We start from the raw sequence: 21,856 nt of genomic DNA on the forward strand, positions 1-21,856 counted from the left end.
GTCCCAGATCCGCAAAACCCGCAATGGCTCGGCTTGAATGGCCAACCAACCCGCAAATTGCTCCTTAGCAATCCAGTCGAACCGGCAACGCCGTGTTATCCGGCTGCCAGATTTGAGGCGATGCAGGACGAACGAATTTCGCGAGAATAATAGCGGCGCATATTATTCACTAACTGTGAAAATGTTTCGACCGGACGATTGGAACTCATGAATGTGTCCTGATCGATCAATGTCTCAACCGGGGTGCGGATCGACATCACGGTCTTATACCCTCCCACAATCTCCAGCGCCTGAACCACACAGTCATAGTCGACCTCGTCCCCTTCGCAGGATTCGCAATAGCGTTTCACGATATTCAGATAGCTATCGGTTTCGCTGATACGGGCGATATTGTCGTTTAGGAGCACCAGATTTACGCTCTCAGACAATTCCGAGCCGCGGCCCAGCATTACAGTCGTGAACTGGTTGGCCTCATCGGAAAAATGCTGATTGAGATTCAACAGGCGCGCGAGCCGTTTCAGTCCCAGCAAGCCTGAAACTCGTTTGGGATTGGTTTCCTCCACAAATGCCCGCATGGTGATCGCTTTGTTTTCGCGCGCCATGTAAGCCTCAATCCATTTGAGGAAACCCGCATCGGACAGGCCATAGTTGTCTGAAGGCATTGAATTGATCAGATCAAAACGACCGTTATTCAGCGTGTTCCACAATACATATTCCGCACCTTCAACCTCACCATAAGACTGCAATGCCAATGCATTGCTGATTGGTTGACGGCCAACGCGATATCCGAAGATGGCTTCGCCTGCTTCCTTCAGGCTGGGATCGGTCAGAGCAAGCAACCAGCTTACGGTTCCTTTGTCGGGGTCGTGCGCGCGAAGAAGCTCGTCGCGTTTTGGGTGGTTTACCAGATAGTCAGAAAAACCGCCTGGAACCGTGTCGCGGTCAATTTGTCCGAGGATCATCTGCGCCGAACTGTTCCCCTGACTGGCCGCTTCCGACAGACCCTGCACGCCAGTGGCCTCGTCGCCATTAAGCCAGGTGTCTACGGCAGAATTGTATGGCTCATCCTGAGCAGCAGCTGCCCCTGATAGGTGCAGTAGGAAAACATTGGCCAATATTACGAGCATTCTCATACTACATCTCTCCGTTGCGTTATCGTCTTGGTCACAGCCCGTGGTATCCCCGGTTCCGATGCTGCGTTGGTGCTTTTTTACTGGGATGTGGTGACGGTATCCCGCAGCCAAACTTCCACACGACGATTGATCCGGCGGCCATTCTCGGTTTCATTGCAGCTTAGCGGTGAGATTTCACCATAGCCCAGCGTCCGGATCGTCAACCGATCAAGGCTGCCGGCAGGTGCTGCTTGCTGCAGGGCGTTGCGCACTTGTTGAGCGCGCTGCTGGCTGAGCGATCGATTGGATCTGCCAGCTCCGACAGAGTCGGTGTAACCGATCAGAAGAAGTTCTTTGTTTGTGGTTTCTTCTTTAGCCAACAAAGCAGCGAGGCGCTTAATGTCATCCTGCGCCCGGGCATCAAGACGGGAAGACCCAAATGCGAAACGGAAGGTGATCGAACTGCGATCTGCGCCAGACAGTTCCGCCGACATCTCCTGCAGCTGTTTTAGAGTGACCTCTGCGTCCGTGGGCATAACCGCACCAAGGTAACGCAGGCCTTGCTCATTCGGTCCTTGCAATGATTCACCGAGCGAAACAAAGCCCGAGGCCTCGATCGTTTCTTGCGCCTTTTCAGTTTCGAGGAATTGTATAAAGCGGTTCAGCTGTGCTGGAACAGTGTTGCCTGTATAGGCATACAACCGTCGGCTAAGTGGGTATTCCTCGGTTTTGATGGTGAATGGCGTCGCTGGAACCTGAATGCCACAAACACCGCGGATGGCCAGAACCTTGGCATCGTCTACGCTTGCAAGGCTTGTAATTCCGATACCGAGCGGATCGGACGCTACTGCCGCAGCCAGTTCAGCATCGGTTTCCAAAAGGTTAATCCCGGTCGAGTAGGTTGCTCCGGCAGGGCTCATGATCAGTTCATCAAAGATCAGCCCGGTGCCGCTGTCCGGCGCGCGCATGTACAGCTGGATCGGTGCATCCGGACCACCGATCTGACTCCAATTGGAAATGGTCCCGGAGAATATTCGCGCTAGATCTTTCTCAGCAACTGCCCGCAACGGGTTGCTTTGCGAGGTGATGGCAACAAGGCCATCCAGAGCAAAGATCTTCTGATTTTCACTGGCGCTCATGTCCCCAAGGCCAGCCTGCGTTGCAGTCGCAAGCTCATCGGGTTGAACTGGGCGCGTCGCTACGGCAAGGGCCGACTTTCCGTCAAACAGTTGTTTGATCCCATCGGTCGAGTCGCTGCCCATCAGCGATACTTCAGCCAGGAACTCTCCAAGCTCATTGCGCAGCAGAAGCTTGCTGACCCCACCCTCTTCGGAGCGGAGTGCAGCACCTCCTATTTCTTCGCCGAATTGCGTCGTCAAATCGGCAAAAAGCGAATCCACCAAACGCGAAGAACCAGAGATGCTGTACTCGACTGGCCCATCGTTACGACTGGGGCAAGCCTCACCAATGCACTCAACTTTAAAGGCATCAACCGTTATCGTACCAACCACCGTTCTCAGTTGGTAATTGGCTCCGTCGAACTCAATAAGTTCTCCGGTCAGCGTCATGCCGCCGTCCAGGCTGTTCAATTGAACATTTTGGGCATTTGCCATGGTGGCCGTGGCGGCTATTAATGCACCAGAGGCAGTTTTTACGAGTTGATTCAACATTTTAACAACCTCGGACCCTAAATGTTTCGTTCTTCGTTATCATTGAAAGCAATCTCGCTAATGCTTAACTGACCATCAACACTTGTTAATGACGTAGCTGCATATTGTAACCTCAGTCAAGGTTGCTGACGCTCTACTCAAAATTGTCCCACTTCGATCCAATTATCGACACTTTTAAGACAAAATGCAGACACTTTTGACGCTCGAAAAGGCATTGTTCTTTCTTCGCGGAGGGAATTGGCCAATTCTGATCGAGTTAGGTGCAGAATTCAGATCGTCAGCAGAGGGAATCGATAATAACGATACAAATGGTTGATAGGATTAGGTCCAGGGTAGATGTGTTGCAAACTTTGAGGCTTTATTGAAGAGCATGCGTGCCGTGACGTTTGTTCCCATGCAATAGATTTCGAACAGGCTTGATCATGATTTCTTTTGAAGGCCGCCACCTCCCCAAGGAGGTGGTTTTGTGCGCTGTGTTTTCCTATTTGCGCTACACCATCTCCCTTCGCGATCTGGAAGCGATCTTGGCTGAACGGGGCATTTCCGTCGATCACGCCACATTGAATATGTAGGTGATGAAATACTCACCGATGATCGCGGTTAAAGCACAATCGAAGAAACGCGCAATGCTGAATTCCTGGCGCATGGATGAGAACTATCTGAGTGTCGGAATAGTCGTGCAGCAACCAGTTTCTTTGCCAATACGCTGGCATCAAATGGAATCCCAGAAAAAATAGTGATCGATAAGAGCGGTGCTAACGCAGCTGGCATTCGAGAAGTGAACAGGATCCAGAAACGATTTGGCCGCTTAGTCAAAATACAAACAATCAGGTCAAAATTCCTAAACAATCTGATCGAGCAGGATCATCGCTTCATAAAGCGGCGGGTTCGGCACATGTGTGGGTTTAAGTCGCTCAAATCCGCTTCGGCCACGCATGATGGGATCAAGGTCGCCAACATGATCCGGAAACAGCAATTCTCTAGCGCAACGAGCTCGAGATTTCGGATGTTTGCTGAGATCACAGGATTAGTGCGTCCAGAACAACGCTGGCTCTGGTCTATCGAAAAGTTTGCGACACAACTTTACGGTGACATCATCCGCAGCTTTATTACCGCCGATCCTATGAAGTCGTTCGCGGAGCTATATCATAAATTGGCCACTATTCTGCAAGGTGATTACTTAAAAACTTCACCGGTTGCTTTGATGGGGCAACCTAGAATAGTTCTGCGTATCTATCGCTTCTGTTCAGATCGGTGATTCGAATTGCCATACAAGCTGCACCTTAATGCTTCTTTGCACTCAGTTCTCGTTCGATCGACCCGGCCCAGAAAATACCGTGCCGCTCGTAAGTTTCGAACAGCAGCTAAAAAAGCCCTCAAGAAAAAGAACTACACAGCAGCATCTGCAGCAGCTTTGCAAGCGCTGAGCTACAATCCGACGCTCAGTAACGGTGCGCAGCTCCTCGCTCAGGCGAAGGCAGGTGAAGCGAGATCAGGCAAAGCAGATTTAGTCGCAAAGTCTGAATTCAAACTTACAAGGGAAATTGAACAGAAACTTGAATCTCTCAGACTATATTCTGATTCGACTTTAGCGTGTCTGGTTGTACTTAAAGCGTTACACTGTGACGCCAAGGGCTCGTTAGAAGCACTTTCACAAATGAAATCGCGACGGCGCAGCAAATCCTTGCCTACGGCAATGATTCAGGTTTTGTGTTATGTTTTTGAGGATCGCAGCCACTTTCGAAAGCTCATCCAGTTGATGGACGATTTCGGTATTAGCGAAGATGCTGATGCTCGTCGCAACTTATATGATGGGTGGTTGAAACACGAAATGAAGTTTGGCGTTCCTTACAAAGATAGCCATCCACTTCTCGATCCCGAAGTCTTTAGCGAATTCATCCAGACTGTTCGAAGCGGAGAACCCGCTATCGCTTCTTTCCCTTCCGAATTGCAACAACTGATAGGTGCCGGACAAGTTTGCCCTGCACGTGATGTCAAACATGGTAAGAGCCAAAGAGTATTAGTCGTATCCGATAATTGGAACTTCTTTCCAAGCGCAGCGATGGCATTGGAAGCCGATGGGTTCGAATTGCGTTACCTCGATTTCGAGATGATGAGACAAGCCTTTCCCAATTCAGATCGTTTGCTCGGAATAGCACAACAGACCCGGAGCGTTGCTGGCAAGCCTTCCCCAGCAGAAGTTCGTGAGGCCTTGGCCGTCCGCAACCAACTGGTAAGCGATCTAATTAACTGGGCTGATGTCGTTTTTTGCGAATGGCTCACGGATGGCGCTGTCTGGATGAGTCGTTACCTGCCGGAGGACAAAGCGCTTATTGCGCGGCTACACAGCTACGAAGCGTTCACATCTTATCCGTTTCTCACAAATCTGCCCAGGTTCGATGGGTTGATATTCATCGCGCCACAAATTCAAGAAGTATTCAATTCTCTTGTCGGTAGTGCAACGCTTTCAGGCACCGTCACCGGCGTCATTCCCAATTTTAGGAATGTATCGAATTTCAGCATAGCGCCCCGTCAAGAAACCGCGAAGAAAACACTAGGATTGACCCAATACGCCTCGGCAAATAAGGACCCGATATTTGCCCTCGATATCCTGAAAGAACTCCGAGCACATGACCCCACTTGGCAGCTTCGCCTTATCGGCCAACCTTGGAGCGACGATATTTCAGAAGCCGAAGCGAACTACCGGCATCGTTTCGAACAAAGATTGGCGGAGTTTGGTGATAGCGTTTCGATCGAGAGCTTCACCAATGACATTGTGAGTTGGTACCGGTCGATCGGTTTTATTGTTTCTGCCAGTCAAAGAGAAGGTAGCCATGAAAGCTTCGTCGAAGGAATGCTTACAGGCGCGGTCCCGGTGTTGCGGAACTGGCCTATGATGGCACCCTTCGGAGCTCCAGGGTCAGTCTTTCCGAACCTTAGTCATTTTGACACAGCAGCGGATGCCGCAGACTATGTCCGCAACGCATCAGACCGATATGGCGAAAGTTCGAGAGCCGCGGCGGAATACGCCGTCGATTATGTGAACAGGGTTGATCCGGCGGTTGAGTTACCCCGTTTTGTGAGAACTGTTTGCAGGGCTGAAGACGCTGAAAATAACCGTGTCGCATCTTGACTGCTCCGGTCACAGGATGGTGCAGGGTACATCGGCAGGCAGATGGCATAGGAGCGCCTATGTCAAGCGCGACACACCTCAGTTGAACGGTAGATTCGAGCGGTCACACTGTTACAATTAGCAGGAGTTCAATCTACTTCTAAGCTACAAAGGTGACGTCAATCTGGATGCTAAACCCGACGAATGGGAGCAGCTTCTATAACCGTGCCACACCGCACGATGCACATATTGGCTAGACACCATACGAAGCTCAGAAAGACAAGTTACAACAGGTTGTCGTTTCCGATAATCCGTATGCGGGCCAACTTAGGTCAGCCCGCAAACGTTGCGTTCTACGTCTTACAAGAATTCGAACTGTATGGTGTCAAGATCTGTAAGCGCTTTGTTTTTCAGTGTTACTGATCCGTGGTCGGCCACAGTGATTTTCACATCGCTGCCGATTGCTTCGGTGGTTATTCCAGTTGAGTTCAAATCTGAATGCGCGCCGGCAAGATCGAACCGTATTGTATCTTCCGCAATATTGAAGTCATGCACGACATCATCATCGAAGCCTCGGGCGAAGATGATAGTGTCGCTGCCCTCACCGGCCCAGATTTGATCATTGCCCTGAGCGCCATCCAGCATGTTGGCATTGGAGTCACCGGTGATCGTATCATTGAACTCGGTTCCAACAACATGTTCGATATTCGTAAGACTTCCGGATTTTGTCCCATCCTGAACCGCAAAGCTGAAGATGCCGGTAGACAAGTTGACAGTCACAGATTGAATAAAGTCATGGAACCCGGCCAAATCGCCCGCTGTGCCGTTGTCTCCTCCATCAACCTCATCCGCACCTCCGGACAGAAAGAAGACATCGTCTCCGCCACCACCGACATATTCATTGTCAACAAGCGCACTGTCGATGAAGATATCACTTTCTTGGCTGCCGACGACTCTCTCAATGTTCTTGATGCCCGAGAGCCAGACGGTTTCTGTTTCTGTGTCTGCTGAACCCTCCATGACGTACGAGAAGGTCTCGCCTGCAAGGTTAAAGATCAACCGATGATTGTCAGCGACATTGTAGTCGACCAAACTCAGTTGATCATATCCCTCATTGCCGTCCAGTGCGACGGTAACATCCGACATGTCGCTGCCGACATAGAAGAAGTCAAATGAATGGCTTCCTGTAATCGCCTCGATACCGCTGAAAGTATCAAATTCAAAAGTTGACGTGAAAACACCTGTTTCGCGTGTGCCGCCGTCAATTTTCCGCACGGTACCGCCATAGCCTGTTGCTCCGGTCCCCGAGGTTACGTTGATGATCTGCGACGTTTCTGCTTCGTCAATATCCAGAGAATAGTCTATAATATCAATGCCTTGACCGCCCGTGATGGTGTCCGCGCCACGACCACCCGAGAACACGTCGCCCCCATCGCCACCAGTTAGATCATCGTCACCGTCGCCGCCAAATAACACGTCGCTACCGCCAGAGCCGTTGAGGGTATCCTCTCCGTCACCGCCGAATATCTGGTCATTGTTCAGCGTTCCTGTCACCGTGTCATCGCCATCATACGCATTGTACCGAAGCGGGCCCAGCCCTGACGCGCTGTAGTCATTTGTTTCGTCGTCCAGCGACCCGTTCACTTCGATGTTGATATCAGCAAGCGTCGCAGGCGTTTCCACCCCGTCATGGCGTAGCGAGAAGCTGTAACCTGACAGCGTGTTAAACTGCGTCGAATTCTGGTGTGCAACGGTGCCAGTAATCATATCATCATGCGCAAGCCGCACTGTTACGATATCACTACTTTCCCATCCGTTGATGGAATCGCTACCCGTTGCAGTTGCGGTCAGGATCAGCCTATCGGCCGTATCGTTCCGTACGCCCAGGTACACAACATTCTGACCTGTCCCAGTATCAATTGTGTCCACACCCGTACCAACGTGGATATCGTCATGGCCCCCTTTCAATGTGAAGGTACCACCGATCGTTTCGTGACCGAGAATAATGTCACGCGAATTGGTACCAACAACATTTTCTATGTTAGAAAGGCTGTCCGAAGCATATACGACATGAAGACTTGGGCCAAAGTCTTGGGCAACATATCTTTCCGCAACAGCGGTCCCGGCGGCTATTCCAGAAAAGGTTGCAGATAAGACGCCAGAATACTCTGAACTACCAAGGTTTATTTTAACACCCACAGCATCAATCGAGCCGTCAATGGTATCTAGGAACTCATATGATACCGTGTCGGAATTTTCACCACCGTCCAGAGTATTGTTGCCTCGGCCCCCGATCAGAATATCACTTCCGGCCCCCCCATTGATGGTGTCATCTCCTCCACGCCCATCAAGAGCATTCGCGCCAGCGTCACCAGTAATCAGGTCACCCTGATCAGTACCGACAACATTTTCGAAATTGCTGAGATGATCGACGCCTAGGTTTTGTCCTCGGACAAGGCTTCGCCCCGTCGCCAAATTGATATCGAACCCTGTACCTTGATGGCCCTGGCGATCATCGGCGTCCACCCAATAGTCAACAGTATCGATCCCGGCACCCCCATCCAGATAGTCATCGTCGTGACCACCTGAGATGATATCGCTGCCATTCCCGCCATTGATCGTGTCAACACCGCCTTGCCCTTGCAGGACATTGCTGCCGCCATCGCCGGTGATAGCATCCGCTACGTCCGAACCGATCACATGCTCAATCGACGAGAGCGTGTCGGCCAGAATCGAGCCCGTGCGGGTCAGGGTTGTGCCACGCGCCAGGTCGATATCCCAACCGTTGTCTGCGTGACCATCCCTGTCATGGGCGTCCTGCCAATAGCTGATCGTGTCGCTACCGTCACCACCTTCGATCGTATCGTGTGAGTTTCCGCCCGAGAAAAAGTCATCGCCACCGCCGCCGATCAGATGATCGGCACCGTGCCCGCCTTGAAGAACATTGGCTTCATCCGTGCCGGCCAGATGATCTGCATAATCTGTGCCAATGATGCTTTCGATGCTGTCAATAGAGGTGCCGCTGATATTGGCAGACCGGGTCGACAAGTCCGATAGATCAAGTGTGATGCCACCGCCGGTAAAGGCTGTGAAGTCAATCAGGTCGTTATCTGCCCCACCAAAGAACTCGTCAGTCGAGGTTGCCTTTGCACCGGTGATAAAAACATCATTGCCATCACGGCCATGGAAGATGTCTTTGGCCGAGCCGCCGGTAAAGCTGTTGCTGCTTTCGTTACCATAGAACGAATTGTCGTGGTTTTTCACTCCTACGATATTTTCGATGGAATAATACTTGTCATTCCATGCTGAATCCCAACCATAGTTACCCTGCAGATCAATGGTCAGGCTATTGAACGTGTCCCCCGAGTAGTCAACGGTATCCATTCCGTCGCCGCCATGGAATTCGTTGTGATCACCACGCAGCTGCCAGTCGTCGAAATTCGATACATCGTAGTAGAAGAAATCGTTGCCATCATCGCCGTACAGTTTGTCGTCGCCATCACCGCCATAGATGATGTCCATGCCACCACCGCCGCGAATAACGTCATCACCGCCGTAGCCCGCGAGATAGTTGTTTCCATCGTCACCGATGATCTGATCTCTCCAGACCGTACCAATGACGTTCTCGACATTATAGATGTCGATTTCGGTGTCATATTCGCTCTGATGGATATCAAAGGAAGCAGAATTGGTTGCGAGATTCACATAGAACAAATATGGCCGCGATGAGCTGGCAAGTTCATCTTGCGCAGTCCAGCTGTTGGCCTTTGCGGCAACAAAGGGATCCAGCGCGAAATAGAAGGTGTCGATATCGGCGCCACCGTCAATGTGCTTTTCAAGCCCGAAACCTGAGGAAATAACATCATCGCCACCATTCCCATACACTGCATCCCCATAACCCCAGGCGGCAGTGATCTGTTCGCCATTTGACGAGCCGTTAAAGATGTCTTGGCCGGTTGTGCCGATGTATCTTTCAATACTGTAAAGCGTTTCTTCGTGTAGGCTGAATTGTGTAATATAATTCCATGCATTCCACTTGATCGAACTTTGGTCGATGATGGATGATTGTACCCAGTCACCATCCCTGCTAGCCCAGTAATTATAGACGTTGGCGTGAAATGCTGTCGCGTCATACCCTGCGTTGGAGCTTTGCAACGCGTCATAGGTATGGAGGTTGGGATTGTCGTCCGAGTGACCGAGGACAGTGTTTACCGTCGCATGGTTCTCAAAGATATCGAAGACCGTGCGCGCCTGCCAGCTCTGTAGCGCCTCGTGTGTGCCGTGAGTATTGCCCGCCCCTTTGTTCGGCGCGTATGACCAGGTCAGCTCGCTTTGGTCATGAGTGGTGGTGTTTCGGTACCCGACCAGAGTGTTATAGATCGTTTCACCGTTAATTGAGGGTGAGTAGTTGACTGTATCAAAACCGTCCCCGCCCCAGATTGTGTCGGTTCCAAGCCCTCCGGACAGAACGTCATTCCCGCCCCCGCCAAACAGATAGTCATCGCCATTCTTCCCATCAATCGAATTGGCGCCGTCATCCCCCCGGATTACATCAGTACGATTTGTACCGATGGCATTTTCGATGCTGTTCAGATCGTCCTTAAGCAGGATGCCCCACCCACCAGCAAGGGGGGACGCGGTTGCGCCGTCTTGCCAGGTAAAGTTTGAGATTATGCCCGCTGAATGTTCGTAAAGAAGGTTCACCCTCAGATCATCACCGTTGGCGTTTGTCCCTACGGAATCGATGACATTCGCGGCCGTTCCACCATTGTCGCCGCCGGCCCATTGGTTCAACAGATACGTGTGCTCGCTCTTCAGATCGATAAACAGACCAGTTTGGAAGTCGCCCCATCCGTCGATTTCGCGCCCGATGACGTACTCGGCCTTTACACCCCATTCCGTTTGAACGTCGCTTTGGTAAGTTACGGTGTCGGTGTCACTGTCACCGTTGACGTAGTCGCGCCCAAGACCAGGATTGATAAGATCATCACCAGATCCGGCAAAAACCTCATCGTTGCCGCCGCCGGCAAGGATCACGTCATCGCCGCCATAGCCGTAAATGATATCCGCCCCATCGCGACCAACAAGGTGGTCATTCCCCTCGGTACCGTAGGTTATACGAGGGATCAGTTTTTCGACGGCCTCTGCGATGGCTTGTGCCGCGTCAATCAACGCATTGATCAGCCCAATTACCGCACCAACGATCAATCCAACCCCGGTGGCCCCTGCTGCTGCGGTAATGACTGTCGCCAAAATCCCTAAGACCAGCTGGGCTGAATCAATGACTGTATTTGCAATCGCAAAATTCTGGTCAATCTGATCCTGATCATCAAAATTCTCAAGCCGTTGCGCAGTTGACAACGCAAAGGTTACCGCTGAAACCGCCGTCGCAACCACTGCGAAACCGACACCAATTGCTGCAAATGCTGAGGTCCCAGCCTTGGCTGCATTCGCCGCAAGAGAAGCAGTACCGACCGCCTCTGCGGCAGCGCGCAAGAAATCCGCACTTCCCTTGGCGAAATATGCGGCGACCCTCAACCCGACTTGAACCCCGCTTTGGATAAGGCTTATTGAAGATCCAACAACACTGAGCGACGCCGATGCGATCGCTGTCTGATCTCCGGATTCAACCGCTTTGTGCAGTGAATATCCGGAAAATCCGAGGCTAACGCCCGCGGTTGCGGCCCCGATGATGGAAAGGGCGAGTTGGCCATCAACGCCAAAATTTCCGTGCCATTTACCTTCGGCGCTGGATTTGAAATCCGAAAACTGACTTCGGAAATGAGAGAAGGAATCTGATGACACCTCCAGCGATTGAAGATCATAGCTGCCCGTAGTCCGAGAAAGATGAAGGTTATAGCTTTCAGCCCCTGTATAGTAGCCGCCGTTTATGCCTGTGCGGGCGGTCTGCCACGCTGAGAGTGATGTGTTGAACAGATCACGGGTTGTTTCGGAAATCGTAGCAGTTTCCGAAGTCATCAATCTGCCAATAAGCTGAGCGTTGGATTCCAGTTTTTGCTGAAACTCCTCGTTCTCGACTATGGCATTCATCAGCGCATATGACATGGCTTTGGTGTCAGCTTGCCGCAGCGCTTCACGAAAAACATCGACGACATCATAAATATCGCTCAGTTCATCTGCAGAGAAATTTGCAGCAAAGTCAGCTGCTAATGTTTCAGCCGTTGATATCAGCGCCGTGTCGGAATCAATCGCGTTCAAAATATCTGTTAGAGAATAATCTTCTGTTGTCGTTGGTATTTGAGCGTTCATTGTTCCATCCCCGATCGTGCTTTGGAAAAGTTTCTTAGAGGATACTTTTCTCACCTATAACCATTTCAGGGGATATTTTTTTGTCAAGTATGCTTTTGGTGATTTTTCGCTCTCAACCCATCACATTTTCGTGGATACGCCAAGATCGCTTTCAAACCGGTTATGCTAGGTGCGTTTTCGGCTTGGTGACCAATTGGGCTAACTTAATGGGTGAAATCAAAGGGATCGTTGTAATTTTCAGTACTGCGCTGCTTCCAATGCCCGGAAAGTTTCGAGCGCAACTCATGCGGCTCGTCGACCCAGATAGTCGGTTTGGAATTTCTCTTCTCCAGCCAATAAGTCCCGGCTGGGGTTTGACGAGGTAGGTATTCGTCATACGCACACCACCCAAAATACGACTCATGCGACCAAAACTGAGAACAATGTTGCTAGGCTCAAATCGGCAATCTTACGGCCAAGAAGCGGCGATGCCAGCGGATTTCGCGTTGGGACGGAAGAAGAATATAGTGACAAAGCAAAACCCTCGGCCGCCGCTATTTTGAGAGGCTGTTTCGGATGACCGCTGTCCTCAACTCAACCTCAATCAGGTGTCACAATCACAGAATATGAAGAGCTCCACTGCTCTTGGCCTTCTCGGTAGTAACTGACCCTTGCACTATAGGTTCCCGGCACCCAGCTATCTGGCGGTTTTCTTTTACCCGCCGAATGTATCGCCTGTGCTTGGGTACGCTCGACGTCATGGGAATAGTTGAATTCAAACCCACCAGGTCCTGATATGAAGAAGCTGAGTGTATCACCGGTTCGCGCGCCGAAGTACATTGCCCAAGCCACGATGGCGGGCGCGTCTTCGCTGAGTGTTTCAACGGGGGGCAAGCCCTCCTTTGCCTCGGAAAAATCTGGTATTTTAGTTGCAAATCCTGAGGCCAGAATACCGGTTGGGATATAGGGTATCGCATCCTGCCAAAGTGTGTCTTGGTCGGTAATCTGGCAGGTACCATCGTATTGCGGGGCAAATGGATCTACGACTTCGCCAAACCGTCTTACGCTGAAATGGAGGTGAGGGAAGGTCGTGAAACCGCTCAGCCCAATGTCACCCAAGTATTGCCCTTGGGTTACCCATTCGCCTGGTCGAACGATAACGGAACCCGCTTTTAGATGGCAGTACTGGGTTTCCCAGCCATTTGAATGCGACAGAACTACGCCGTTGCCGCACTCACGCCCGGACACATCAATTTTGTCAGGCGATTCAATTGAAACATCCGGCATCCCGTTCCGAATACCAGTAACTTTGCCTTCATGGGCTGCTAAGACGGCCACGCCATGGTTCATTTCAGCAATTGTAGCCGTACGGATATCAGTACCCTTGTGCCCGTCATACGAAAGCGAACCGCACCTGTAATCTCTGCTCCCAGATGTCGGATCGTGGTCGACATACTGTTGAATATGACAATATTCTCGAAGCTGGCAATCTACTGGCCACGACAGCTTTATTGTATCGCTGATTGCAGGGCTGGTGATTACAAGCCCTTGGAAAACAATCACAAACAGCACTAGTAAAACAAATGACATAGGTTTTTGACGCTCCAGAATCCCATCATTCTGGCAACTGACTAAACCCCATGGGTCATTCATTTGAAATACACATTTTAGACAGACTGGTTTCCCCGACATCAGTCAGGCCGAAGGCTTACTTCATTTCCAGGGTAAGCAATATCCATCCCGAAACACGGCATCAACGCCGCACCCAAACGAGCAATCCGGTCTGATGTAATATATCTGCGCACCAATACCGCGGCACTTCGCTTTGCAATGGGGCGGGTTTCGTAAGCTGCGTGATCTTTAATTGGGTTAGTCACGATCTTCCGTTGCCTAAGCAATTCGGTAGGCCAGCTAGGTTTGGATACTTGTGTAATTTTAGCTACTCAAGGGACACCCAAAGAACCATCGCGTCTTCGTCACTTGTTGAAATACAGCCATGGCCCATACCGCTATCGTAGTAAAGTGAATCCCCTGCTTTCAATGTAGTTGGCCGATAATGTTCTGACACAAACACCAACTCGCCGCTGATCACATACATGAACTCTTCACCGTCATGTCGTATCCAGTTGTCAAACTCTGATATATCACGCGCCTTGATCCTCGTGATATATGGCACCATTCTTTTGCTGGTTAGATCCGAACAAAGCAACTCATGGATATAGGTTGGTGTTTCCTTGACCTCGCCTTGCCCTTTAGGCGTAAAATCTCGGCGACCCGCTACACCTGACCGACCGGACTGTAGAAACAATTGGGGAGTGCTGATATCGAGCGCTTCTGTCAGCCGTCGAACTGTTTCGAAGGTTGGCTGTGTCTGACTGTTCTCAATCTTCGAGAGTGTTGATCGTCCCACACCTGCGGCACGCCCGGCTTCTTCCAAAGTCCACCCTTTTGCGCGACGCGCTTGGCGGATTGCAGGACCAATCGATGTACGAGCGTCCTCGCCAGCAGGTCGCTGGTTATCGTTACTCTGTTCGTCTGACAACATATTCTCCGTAAAAGCATGAGACTATAGATCAAACTTCGAACACGCAAATTTGAGTTTGGCAAGGGATTATGACGGGGCTGTTGCTTTAAGTGGCATTGACCGATTTATCGGCATCGTTACGATGCCTCAGTCAGTCAACCCAAAAGCCTTGTGGGCAAGGGTGATTTCACCTTCTTGGCTGGATGACCCTAATGCTGTTGGGTAACCTGTTTCTGGGAACTATTTTCGGCCCGGTCCTCAGGATGAACTTCGGAAAACTCCCCATCAATGACATCGCCCTTGGCGAAATCGGAACTCTTGTTATCAAACTTGGATTTGAACCTCGGGTGCAATCTTGCCGGTTCCGTAATTTTACGCATGTATTCAAAGATGTTGATCCTGATGCTTGGAAACATGAGCAACAGTGCGATCGCGTCCGTGAAAAAGCCAGGCATCATCAGAAACGCCCCGCTGAAAATGATCATGATTCTCTGTGCAGTTGGATAATCCGGTTCTTCTTCAGTTGTAAAAGCGGACTTGGCCCGCGCCATCATCTGTTGGCCCTGACGTGCCACCATCACAGTGCCGACAACTGCTGTTAGGACGACAAGGAACAATGTTTGCCACAAGCCAATTAAATCGCCTATCAGGATGAACAGGGCTATTTCAACGACAGGAAGCAGCAGAAACATTAGATACAAAAACAAGCGTTGTGTCCTTTTCTACCCGGCAGCCAGTGGCTTGTTTCTAGGTGACATGCACAGTCAATCGCCGTCCAATACCCTGGCCCTCACCAGCGATAGTTGGAACGCATGACAACTTGGCATTTGAACAGGTCGATATCAACCGTGATCAAATGACCCGTTCACCTTTGCGGCCGCCTCAATGTGCCCTCCGCTTGCATATGCTTGAACGCTCAGGTTTACGTTTCCCGGAAAGCCTTATTAAAGTAATCAGCAAGCGGTTTTACGAAGTAGTGCATCGGAGTGTGATCGCTTGTTCGAAAGAATGCTTCGACCGGCATTCCAGGCAGAAGGTTGATCGCGCCGCCAAACTGGCTTCTGTCCTCTTCGCTCAACTCGACCAAAACGCGATAGTATTGATAGCTGTTGTCAGGGCTTTGGAAAACATCCGCCGAAATCTGCCTGACGCGCCCCACAAACTCGGGCGTCGTTTGTTGACTGAAGGAAGAAAATCGAAGCGTTGCTTCCTGATCCAAAGAGATCTGGTCGATATGAATTGGCTCGACCTGGGCGGCAATAACCAACGGGCGGTCCTGTGGAATTAGGTACAACACCGGATCGGCGGCTCTGAGGACGGACTTTGGTGTAAACACTTGAAGCCCATATACGATTCCGGACACAGGTGCCTTTATTTCCGACCGTGCAATTTGTTCAGACAACTCTTCAATTTTGGTTCGCAGTTCAATTTCTTCCAGCCTGATCTCACGTAACTCAGCGACGACCGTCTCGCGTTTACCGGCCTCTAGTTTACGAGCTTCGATGGCAATTTCAGTAATACGCCCCTTCGTTTGCGCAATGTTCGCGCTCAGTTGTCCGATTTGCCCATGAAGACTCGCCAGTTCGCGTTCCATGGTCAGCTTTTGGTTCGCATTACTCAGGCCTTTGTCTTCAAGGATCTTCTGACGGTCCAGTTCTTTCTCGATCAAATCCAATTGCATGAGAACGCCAGCTTTTTGTGCTTCATACCCATCAATCTGGTCACGCAACTGTTCACTTCGTTGGCTCAGTTGGTCAAACTGCTGGTTCAGAGAATGCGCACGCGCAATGAACAAGGTTTCCTGCCCAACCATCATCTGACCAGCACGGGGTACCTCTTGCGCAACGTCGCGCAATTCCTTCGCAAAGCGAATGCTGTCCCTGCGGTCTCTTTCTGAAATCAGCCTGCCACGCCGCGCCAGAAGCTCATACAGCGCATTCTCAGTGACCATAAGCTGAGAGCTAAGTTTCTCAGTCTCAAGCATGATCAACCGCTGCCCTTCGGTTACGAATTGACCTTCTCTTACGTGCACAGCCGAAACGACACCGCCATCGGGGTGTTGCACGATCTGTCGATTTTGTTCGACTTCGATTTGTGCGTTAGCAATGACAGCACCTGACAGGCTGCTGAGTACCGACCAAGCACCAAAACCCCCAACCAAAACAACTAAAATCAGGAACCCGGCGATCGTCAGACCATTTACATTCTGATATTTCCGCTCGTTACTCATATGACACCCCCCATCTGCCCTGGTGAATTGAGCTGATCGTGATTGGTTACGTATTTCTGCAACACCTCATCACGCGGCCCATAATCCACCATCATACCTTGACTTAAGATAAGAATTTTCTCGCATTCAGATAGCGCTGCGGGGCGATGTGCCATGATCATGACAATGCACCCTTCTTCCTTCAGTGAACGTATTGCCCGGTTCAGCGCCATAGATCCATGGCTGTCCAAGCTCGAATTGGGCTCGTCCAGAACTAGAACAATCGGGTCTGAATACAATGCACGCGCCAATCCGATCCGCTGCATTTGACCGCCTGAAAGCTGGCCACCGTTGGCGTTGATGATCGTGTCATATCCGTCTGGAAGCTCGGATATCATTTGATGCGCATCCGCCTTCATTGCGGCCGCGACTACCTTTGAATCATCCGCCTCATCTGCAAATCTTGCAATGTTCTCGGCGATCGTACCTTCGAACAGATGTATCCGTTGCGGCAGATACCCGACATATTGCCCAAGCTTGTCGGGATGATACTGATTGAGCGGAAATTGCCCCAACCGTACCTCGCCATTATAGGGTTGCCATAACCCGGTTAACGCGCGCGCCAAAGTTGATTTACCCGATCCGGATGGGCCGATCACGGCCACAGCCGTTCCGCTTTCCACGGTGAATGTAGGCCCCTTGAGGGCCAGCCGCGATTGACCAGGAGGAGCAACAGACAATTGCTTGATCGACAAGTGGGCAGGAGGCGCAGGCAATTCGGTTCGGTCGCTCAATGGCGGTGCCACAGCGAGTAACGCGGCCAGTGTTTTCCAACCCCGGTGGGCTGACTGCAATACTGGCCAAGACGCGACAATCGTCTCAATTGGGGCCAACGCTCTTCCCAGTAAGATCGAAGACGCAATCATAACACCCGGCGTCACTTCGGCCTGCAACACAAGGTACGCTGCAAGGCCCAGCATGGCCGATTGCACAATCATCCGAAACACCTTGGAGATTGTTTTGTAAAGCGTTCCTTTTTCGGCGCTTTCGGTCTGTTCCGACAATGCCTCGTCTTGCAAATTCTGCCACCGATCAAAAATCGATGTCAGCATCCCCATGCTTTGAACCGTTTCTGCTTCGACACGGATCTGTTCACTCATCAGATCAGATTTGTGCACGGCCCGCGTTGCCAACTGGTTTTTTCTTTGCGTAGCAACCTGATTGATCCCCGCGATCAAAAGCAAGAACAGGGCGGATCCAATGGCCAAATACCCAAGCCATGGATGAAAGAGGTATATTCCGAACAGAAAAAGCGGCGTCCAAGGCAGATCAATCAATGCAATTAACATCGGGGAAGCCAGAAACTGACGAATATTCTCAAGGCTTTTCAAGCCTGTTTCCGCATTCAAATCAGGTAGCTGTGCGGAGCGTCGGACAACCGACTCAAACACTCTACGGTTCAACGTGTCACTGAATTTTGCCCCGACACGCGTCATGACACGGGTTCGGATGTAATCCAGTACGCCCATGACCACGAAGAGAAACAGAACAATGAGCGACAACGCTATGAGCGTTTGTTCGGACTTGCTGGTGAGTACCCTATCGTAGACCTGAAGCATGTAGAGCGGCCCGGTCAGCATCAGCAAGTTGGCAAAGATGCTGAAAATGAAAACCGCGACGACCGCATAATAGACCTTGGACCGAGCCGTTCTCAGCTCTTCCGCGCCTTTTTCCAAGGCATTCGAGTTCATCTTTACCCCCATCTTCGTTTGGAACGAAGTCGAATTGAGTTTGTCCGACGCCCGTTCAGACAAAGGCCGCGCGCAAGCCAGGTTTTTCGCTTTTCTGGCGAGCGCGCGACGTGTGAGCGAGGCCGAATTTCGTAAAACTTCCAAATCATCAAGATGTGGAGTTCCATGAGTGGTGGAGAAATTCGGCCCACTCGCGCATGCAACCTGTTCCCGGTGGCAAACGTTATTTTCAAAAGCTCGAACTGAATAGTCTCGAGATCGGTTCGCGTTTTATTCCCCCGAATAACCGAACCTTGGTTGCCATTCCTCCTTTTCTGTCACGGCCAATGGCTGCCGTTGTGATCCCTGCCGAACTCAGATCTGCGTGGGAGCGCCGATGTCGGATCTGTCCGTATCGTTTGCGGTATCGAAATCGCAAACTTTGTGGAAACTCGCGGCTACATCCACAACCAACGCTTTTACTACCACTATGAACATCTCATCACCGTCAATCGCGAAAGCAATGTCGGCAACCGATTGGCCCTAAGTGCTGTTTGAGTGGTCAAGGGTCCTACTCATCACTTTAGGCAAAAGAATTCCCTCCCCGAAACTTATAGCCTTATAAGAACGCAATTCAGCATTGTGAGCAGATTAAGGATATTTTTCCAATACAGATATATTTTATTGTCACGTTTTTGTGAAGAAACGATTCCCTTCATGGTAACACTCAACTAATAGGGCCGGCTCTTGGCGAAACTTGACGCAAATATCTGCACAGGTGTCGTTTTTTGACCACTTCGCAGACCTTAGACGAAAGATCAGCATCCGCACATCTGTGTCAAAAAGCTGTTAGAAAACTCAGAAATCCGCAACTAAGGTCAATAATTTGCCTCATAGCTTGAAACATAGCTGGCTCATTTTGAAGTTATACCAAACGGGGACACCGTCTGATTCGGCTCGTTGAGGCGCAGAAGGCACATTCGAACATGATGTTTAGCTCCAAGGGTCAGGACTTATTCTTGGACAGTTGATTTCTGACAGAAACACCTTCGAGGGCTTACGGTAGCGGGTTGCAGCGCCTCTTCTGAAGGGCTGGGGTAGCGGGTGAATTTGCCTTAGTCATGATCCGTGAAACACCGTTACTCAAGGCCAGTTTCTGTCGCATTTGGACTAGATTTGCCAAGGATAGTCGGGTGGCTTGGTAGGAGTGGATCGTACTCAAGTTCTCACATCTCTCGGTCGCCGCGCCACAGGCTGCGACCTCGTCGCAAGGGCCTAGTTTCAGGCCTCTTGTTAAGAAGGGCCGTGTGCAGACTCCACTAAAACAAGTCCCAAAACCAGAATTCATCACGACCGAGCCGCCAAGCCTGTTCCTTCAGGCCGGAAAGTTGAACTACTTCGCTAGCTCCGTTGGTGCCGACATGCGGAGACATGGTTGACTACAGAAGACATACCTTGATCCGGGCCATTTCCCATATAGCTGACATTAAACCCTATGCGCTGGCAGATCTTGGGGACAATAACATCATTCCGCTAGCACAGAACGAAAGCGCGTATTCCTGCCAGCCCCGAGGCGATGCGGGCCGCTAACGAAACCGCCGCCAAAATCCCACTTTATCTCGATCCGGACTGGCTGAGCCTGCGGGTCGCGATTGCTCAAATATACGACTTTGAACCAGATCGCATTCTCTGTGGGGCGGGTTCTATGGAGCTGATCGGGTGCCTGATCCGCGCCTTTGCTGGCCCGGAAGATAGAATTCTGGGAGGCGAATATGGATATGCCTATGTCTCCTCAGCTTCGGCGCAGGTCGAAGCCGACTATGTGACCGCACGGGAAGCTGACCTGTCGGTCTCGGTGGATGAAGTGTTGGCGGCTGTGACAGACCGCACGCGCATCGTGTTCATCTGCCACCCCGGTAGCCCGACCGGGACACCCATTAAAAACAGCGACATCCTGCGGCTGCGACACCATTTGCAGCGCAATATCATGCTTGTAGTCGATCAGGCCTATGCCGAACTATCTGACTCGGGGCAGGATCCCGCAGAAATCTTCGCCCTGGTGCAACGTGGTGACACCGTGGCTCTTCGAACTTTTTCCAAAGCCTACGGCCTGGCAGGAGCACGGGTTGGCTGGGGATATTTTCCACACGGGACCGCGGCAGAAATTCGCAAAATTCTGATTCCCAACAACATTCCCGCGCCGTCGCAGGCCATGGCAGACGCGGCGATGCTGGACCAGAAACACATGGCGGAGATCATCCAAAAAACCACCGTGATCCGTGATCGATTTGCTGCGGATTGCCGGAAACTCGGGCTGGATGTCCCACAAAGTCACACGAATTTTGTGCTGTTGCGCTTTGCCACAGCTCAGCAAATGCAGGTCGCAGACAATGCGCTTCGCGCAGATGGCCTGATGATGCGCCCCATGGGCGGCTACTGGCTGCACAATTGTCTGCACGCCACAATCTGCAGCGATGAAATCATGCGCAACGCCCTCGCGGTATTGAAAGGAGTATTATCATGACCCAAGACCCCCGAAGCGGTGCCAAAATTGGCGTGCTGGTGCCATATACCAACGTCAATCAGGAACCCGACCTTGAACTGATCTGTTGCAAACTTTTATCCATAGACGCTCGCGCTGCCGGCGAGTGAATGGCTTTCGGATTTATCACGTCGAAAGCCAGTTCATGATCTCTTTTAGAAGGTACTCTGTATCCAAAGGACGTTATCCTGTTCGCAGTATTCTTCTATGCCCGAAACGGAGTGTCGTACCGGGATCTGGAAGAATTCATGCAAAAGCGAGGTGTTTCTGTTGATCACACAACACTGAACCAATGGGCCATACGGTTTTCCGGCGCGATTGCAGAAACAGCGCGCCGACGACGACTATGCGACTGCTCCTGGTGCACGGACGAAACCTACATTCGTGTGCGCGGCAAGTGGATGTATTTCTATTGAGCGGTCGACAAACACGGCAAAACTCTCGATTTCATGCTGTCCAAGCGTCGGAACAAAGCTGCAGCAACGAAGTTTTTCGCTCGGATGTTGGAGACCAATGGGTTGCCATGGAAGATTGTGATCGACAAGAGCAGCACTAACTCCGCGGGCCTCAAGGCGATCGAAAAATTCTGAAGAGCATCGGCTGCCTGATACCCATTGAGATGGTCAGGCGGAAATATTTGACGGATGTATTTGACAAGAACTTTTTGAGGCACCGCGCCCTTGTCTTTGGGTGAGCTACTGAGGTGCG

11 protein-coding genes and 3 pseudogenes are annotated in these 21,856 nt (G+C 51.1%); 6 read left to right on the forward strand and 8 right to left on the reverse strand.

The genetic code is table 11. From position 1 onward, the window contains the following. Positions 1-95 precede the first annotated feature (95 nt). Both Q1B46_RS20300 and Q1B46_RS20305 read right to left on the reverse strand, forming a co-directional pair. Positions 96-1,133, reverse strand: a complete 1,038-nt coding sequence (locus Q1B46_RS20300; RefSeq protein ID WP_299951326.1) for a hypothetical protein — start codon at positions 1,131-1,133, stop codon at positions 96-98. Positions 1,134-1,210: 77 nt separating this feature from the next. Beyond that, a complete protein-coding gene (locus Q1B46_RS20305) occupies positions 1,211-2,782 on the reverse strand; it encodes a phosphate ABC transporter substrate-binding/OmpA family protein (protein WP_299951329.1) in 1,572 nt (523 codons plus the stop codon). 422 nt (positions 2,783-3,204) lie between these two features. Here Q1B46_RS20305 and Q1B46_RS20310 point away from each other — a divergent pair. The 3 genes and pseudogenes from Q1B46_RS20310 to Q1B46_RS20320 all read left to right on the forward strand — a co-directional run. Continuing rightward, a pseudogene (locus tag Q1B46_RS20310) lies at positions 3,205-3,761 on the forward strand (IS6 family transposase); the annotation flags it as partial. Positions 3,762-4,046: 285 nt separating this feature from the next. Next, positions 4,047-5,915, forward strand: a complete 1,869-nt coding sequence (locus Q1B46_RS20315; RefSeq protein ID WP_299951331.1) for a hypothetical protein — start codon at positions 4,047-4,049, stop codon at positions 5,913-5,915. 49 nt (positions 5,916-5,964) lie between these two features. Further along, positions 5,965-6,151: pseudogene (locus Q1B46_RS20320) on the forward strand (IS481 family transposase); the annotation flags it as partial. Between the two features lie 103 nt (positions 6,152-6,254). Here the strand turns inward: Q1B46_RS20320 and Q1B46_RS20325 are convergent. The 6 genes from Q1B46_RS20325 to Q1B46_RS20350 all read right to left on the reverse strand — a co-directional run bounded on the left by Q1B46_RS20325 (position 6,255) and on the right by Q1B46_RS20350 (position 18,627). Then, a complete protein-coding gene (locus Q1B46_RS20325; RefSeq protein ID WP_299951334.1) occupies positions 6,255-12,164 on the reverse strand; it encodes a hypothetical protein in 5,910 nt (1,969 codons plus the stop codon). 579 nt (positions 12,165-12,743) lie between these two features. Next, on the reverse strand, positions 12,744-13,796 hold the full coding sequence (locus tag Q1B46_RS20330; RefSeq protein WP_299951338.1) for a M23 family metallopeptidase: 1,053 nt from the start codon (positions 13,794-13,796) through the stop codon (positions 12,744-12,746). 286 nt (positions 13,797-14,082) lie between these two features. Next, a complete protein-coding gene (locus Q1B46_RS20335; RefSeq protein ID WP_299951341.1) occupies positions 14,083-14,685 on the reverse strand; it encodes a helix-turn-helix domain-containing protein in 603 nt (200 codons plus the stop codon). Positions 14,686-14,876: 191 nt separating this feature from the next. After that, positions 14,877-15,374, reverse strand: coding sequence for an FxsA family protein (locus tag Q1B46_RS20340; protein ID WP_299951344.1), 498 nt, complete (start codon positions 15,372-15,374; stop codon positions 14,877-14,879). A gap of 215 nt (positions 15,375-15,589) precedes the next feature. Further along, positions 15,590-16,897: an HlyD family type I secretion periplasmic adaptor subunit gene (locus Q1B46_RS20345; RefSeq protein ID WP_299951347.1), complete on the reverse strand. Its 1,308-nt coding sequence runs from the start codon at positions 16,895-16,897 to the stop codon at positions 15,590-15,592. Continuing rightward, positions 16,894-18,627 (reverse strand): type I secretion system permease/ATPase, encoded by a 1,734-nt coding sequence (locus Q1B46_RS20350; protein ID WP_299951349.1) that lies wholly within the window; start codon positions 18,625-18,627, stop codon positions 16,894-16,896. Before Q1B46_RS20350 ends, Q1B46_RS20345 begins: the two co-directional genes overlap by 4 nt. 1,555 nt (positions 18,628-20,182) lie before the next feature. Here Q1B46_RS20350 and Q1B46_RS20355 point away from each other — a divergent pair. From Q1B46_RS20355 to Q1B46_RS20365, 3 genes and pseudogenes are all read left to right on the forward strand, one after another. Then, a complete protein-coding gene (locus Q1B46_RS20355) occupies positions 20,183-21,130 on the forward strand; it encodes a histidinol-phosphate transaminase (RefSeq protein ID WP_299951352.1) in 948 nt (315 codons plus the stop codon). Continuing rightward, complete coding sequence (locus Q1B46_RS20360) at positions 21,127-21,258, forward strand: hypothetical protein (protein ID WP_299951357.1); 132 nt, start codon at positions 21,127-21,129, stop codon at positions 21,256-21,258. Before Q1B46_RS20355 ends, Q1B46_RS20360 begins: the two co-directional genes overlap by 4 nt. 57 nt (positions 21,259-21,315) lie before the next feature. Then, positions 21,316-21,797: pseudogene (locus Q1B46_RS20365) on the forward strand (IS6 family transposase); the annotation flags it as partial. Positions 21,798-21,856 lie beyond the last annotated feature (59 nt).

This window comes from uncultured Ruegeria sp. (genome assembly GCF_947500045.1).
Classification (GTDB): Bacteria; Pseudomonadota; Alphaproteobacteria; order Rhodobacterales; family Rhodobacteraceae; genus Ruegeria.